Here is a 3,220-nt window from a genome sequence, read left to right as displayed (position 1 = left end):
TGTTTCCACGTCGCAAGGCAATTTCATCTATACCATCGCCATCCCAGTCACCTGAGAGATATTGGTCTTCTCCTGCACCAGTGCCATACAATAAGGTATCGTCTATCGTACCATCACTGTCGTTATCGAAGTGAATTGCATTTCCACGGCGCACGGCAATTTCATCATTATTATCACCATCCCAGTCACCCACTAAATATTGGTCTTCTTCTGCACCGCTTCCATATATTAGGGTGCGGTCTGTTGTACCATCACTGTCATCATCAATCAGGATTTGATTTCCTCGTCGTATAGCTATAGTTTCTCCTGCAGTAGTAAAATTCCAAGTAGTTGTGTCAGAAATTCCTTGGTAATCATTTTCTGATGTATCTTGAAATGCACCTGAACTAACTTCTACATAATATTCAGTTAATGGATCGAGATTAGAGCTAGGATCAATAGTTACAGTATTAGCATTAACCTCAACTTGTGCTGAAGTAACATTCATGGTTTCAAAAACCTGGTCATTGGAAGCTTGTTTGATAACAATATCGCCATTAGTGCCTTTAACAATATCCTCATCAAATTGAATCTCTAAATTTGCCTCGACAGCAATGCTTGTCGCATCATCAGCAGGAGTGAAGGTAGTAACACTAGGAGCAGTAGTATCACTAGGAGCAGTAATATTTCCCCGATAAACCCCCAATCCATCAAAAGTATCTGTAGCAAAACCATACCACTCAGTTGATGGATCGAAAGCATCTGTTTCGTTAGTATCTCCACTGTTAATACTAGGTTTGCGACGCAAAGTGTTATTCTGAGTTGATACATTTCCACTACCCCACTCAGTACCAGGATCGGTTCCAACTTGTCCAATAACATCAAGAACAGTACCAGACTTTTTCAATACAATGGCATCATCACCATTAAAAAAGGTAGACGCGCTTGTTTGGTCTGCTTGTGCTAAAATGGTTGCATCAGCATCAACGTCAGCTAACACAAATACATCACCGCTAGCTACTGTTCCTGATAAATCAATACTCGTGCCAGGAGTTGTATTGCCATTACTGTAAAACTCTAGAGTATAGTCAGTTAAATCTATCGCGCTTCCCGTACCGTTATATAGCTCGATCGCTTTATTGTTGCTGCTACCTTCTACATATTCTGAGATCAATAAATCTGTGGGAGTTGCACTGGGATTTGTAACACTAATTTCAGATAATTCAACTATCGAACGGGCATCGTCAGTGCGATCGCTTAAACTAATCTGGCTAGAATTGTCATAAGGCTGTAAACCAGAAGCATTAACCGCAGAATAATCTCGTAAATCGCCATCTAGTATTAGTTCGCCATCAGCAAATAGATAATATTTATTATCCTGACCTGATACTTCTAGATCGTAGTTGACTTGAGTAGTAGTAACAAAATCAACGACCTCAGCTTGGATGAGGGAATTAAAGCTAGCTGCATCTGCATTGGGGTCTATACCTTGTGCCCAAATCTGGTCTTCTTCAAAGCTAATTTCGATCGCTTCTGATGTATCTTCGCTAACCACACTGACACTGAAACCTGCCCGATCGTTTTTACCATCCCCATCTATATCTTCATTAGTATTTTGTTCATCTATTACTTGAAGAGTGAAGCTCAGGGTGTAGCCATTATCAGCATTGAGTTTAGGAAAATCATTTCTAACTTCAGAGAAACCAAACCCTACTAATGAGTAATTACTGTAACCTGCTGTATTATCGTTATTACTACCATCGGTCTGATTTGCTCCACCGCCTGTAGTATTCAGAATTGTACCTGTATTTGTACCATTGACAAATTGTTCTGCATCACCAGACGAAAAAGGATTAGAAGCTAACCTCTTATCAAAATCAAACCAAGCACCATTAGTAGTTGCTTGACTATCATCTGGGGTAACAGTAGTGTTGTCGTACAGAATTGTTTTAGACATAAGTTTTTGTGAAGTTGTTTCAATAGTTAACTGGTAATTGCCACCCTCAACATAATTATAACTGTTTGTACCACTACCTTCAATAGTAGGATCGTAACTACTATTTCCAGAATCACTAATACCTAGATAGAATGTACCAGCATTTTCGGCAGTAAACTGACCGTATTCAGAGCCATCTGGTTCCCAGTTAAGTTGAGTACCATCAGCATCAAAAAGTTGTACTTGAGTGTCAGCAATGAAAGTATCAGATTCATCTCGCCTTTCTGGTAAGTTAAACCTGACTGTATCTCCAGGTTATAGTTCAAATTTGAACAAATCTACATCTAACTTTTGGAGAATGTTTGTATGATCATCTAATACCAAATTGATAAATGTTTGCTACAAATAGCTCGGGTATTTCTTAGAAGTCAACCCACCCCTAAACCAACCCACCCCTGCCCTTCCCAGGAAGGAAACTCAGTCGGACCGAGTCACACGGGAATGGTTTCAATACCAGTTTTTAGGTCATAAATTCTCTTTTCTGTCAAAGGGACATCTCCTGCACCTGCCTTTTAATCACACTTATTATTCGTAACATTCTTTTTTCATGCATGGTATAACTTCCAACTCCCAGTCACCACCCAAAGCAACATTACCAGTTGGCCTTGCCGAAGCAGCAATATTTGCACCTGTGAGCTGATGCAACTTTTCTAAAAATTCTGCACCAGCATCTCCTGCAGCTACATTACAACCATAAAGCAATATATTAGTAACTGACCAATTTTCTAACTCTTGAGCATAATCATTGTTTATAGTATTAATACTTAATTGACTATTGCCCAAATATAAACATCCCGGCACACCATGAGAAACTATATGAACAGTTTTTACTCCCTGGTTGCGAATTAAAGTTTATGTGATTTGTTTGATACTGTCGCGATATGTATCCAGGATCACAATTTTAATCTTGGGATTTGTTCCACGAACAAGAATCTGATAGTCTTCTACAGTGGGATCTATAAATACAATAGATTTAGTGGCGATCGCGACAGTGGACTGAAAGTCTATCGCTCCTAATAATTTTGAAACCATATAATTTCCTACCTTTAAATATTTGTCTAACTGAAAATTTAATATTTATATATTAATCCTAACTTTTTTTAGCTTTTTATTGTTATAGTTACAAGTTGTTTGGGGTACTTTTTATTTTTTCAGTCAAATTGCTTTCGTGAATTTACTGAGGCTTATTTTAAAGAAATTGTAAAGTTTCAGTAATTACTTGAAAATTGTCTTTCTAGATCCCAC

At 38.2% G+C, this 3,220-nt stretch carries 1 protein-coding gene and 1 pseudogene; both read right to left on the bottom strand.

Annotation, left to right across the window (positions count from 1 at the left end):
* Nucleotides 1-1,936: Ig-like domain-containing protein (locus F6K13_RS25200; protein WP_287288731.1), on the bottom strand; the 1,936-nt coding region annotated here is incomplete at its 3' end.
* A gap of 564 nt (nucleotides 1,937-2,500) precedes the next feature.
* Nucleotides 2,501-3,007 (bottom strand): annotated as a pseudogene (locus F6K13_RS25195) (DUF4347 domain-containing protein).
* Between the last annotated feature and the right edge of the window lie 213 nt (nucleotides 3,008-3,220).

The sequence above is a fragment of the Okeania sp. SIO2B9 genome (genome assembly GCF_010672505.1).
Taxonomy (GTDB): domain Bacteria; phylum Cyanobacteriota; class Cyanobacteriia; order Cyanobacteriales; family Microcoleaceae; genus Okeania; species Okeania hirsuta.
Note: the sequence above shows the minus strand (reverse complement) of the source record. Positions and strands in the feature narration are given on the sequence as shown.